The organism is Streptomyces sparsus (genome assembly GCF_054776295.1).
Genome location: NZ_BAAHCA010001494.1, coordinates 1 through 783 on the forward strand (window position 1 = coordinate 1; position 783 = coordinate 783).

The 783-nt window shown below is 75.5% G+C and carries 1 protein-coding gene and 1 pseudogene; both read right to left on the reverse strand.

Going from position 1 to position 783, the window contains the following annotated elements:
• A pseudogene (locus ACYVE9_RS29215) lies at positions 1 to 191 on the reverse strand ((2Fe-2S)-binding protein); the annotation flags it as partial.
• Positions 188 to 783: FAD binding domain-containing protein (locus tag ACYVE9_RS29220; RefSeq protein WP_461030891.1), on the reverse strand; the 596-nt coding region annotated here is incomplete at its 5' end. The gene ACYVE9_RS29220 and the pseudogene ACYVE9_RS29215, both read right to left, overlap by 4 nt.

Sequence of the window (783 nt, forward strand, 5' to 3'; positions counted from 1 at the left end):
GCGGCCGTCATCGGGCCCAGCGCCGGCGGGGCCCAGCCGGCGCCGGTGCCGGGTGCGGCCAGCGGGCTCTCACCGTCGGCGCCGGTGTCGGGTCCCGGAAGCTGCACGAAGGCGGTGGAGTCCCCGTCGTACTCGCCGCCCCAGCCGCCGGTCGGCGGGGTGGACGGTGACGGGTGCTGGTCGTTGCTCATGCGAGCGCCCTCCCGAGTCCCCGGCGGGCCAGTGCCGCCACAGTACGCCGCAACTGGAGGGCGGCGGGCGGAAGTTTCGGAGCCTCTGCCCCGTCCTCCGCCGGCGGGGGGTCGGGAATGCACGCCATCGCGACATACTCTCCAAAAGCGTTCAGTGCCTCCGGTGCGAGCGCGGTCGCACCGCGCTCGGAGACCACCGGCCAGTCGATCAGCGAAGCCACCCAGTGCTCCGCCTCCAGCGGGCGCAGCGGCATCGGGGCGACGGCGCCGATGGCGCAGCGCACTCCGCGCCGGGCCGGGTCGAGCACCACCGCGGCGGAGGCGACGGCGCGGCTGGGTCCGGTGCGGCCGGTCGCCTTGATGAAGGTCTGGGGTGCGTGCAGCAGCGGGATCCTGATGTGGCCGAGCACCTCGCCGGGCTGGAGCATCTCCATGCCGGCGAGCAGGTGGCCCACGGGGATCTCGCGGCGGATGCCGGCCGGGCCGGCGATCAGCAGCACGGCTTCCAGTGCCGCCAGCACGGGCAGGGTGTCGCCGGTGGGCGCGGCGCTGACGACGTTGCCGCCGAGCGTGCCGGCGTTGCGGATCTGCG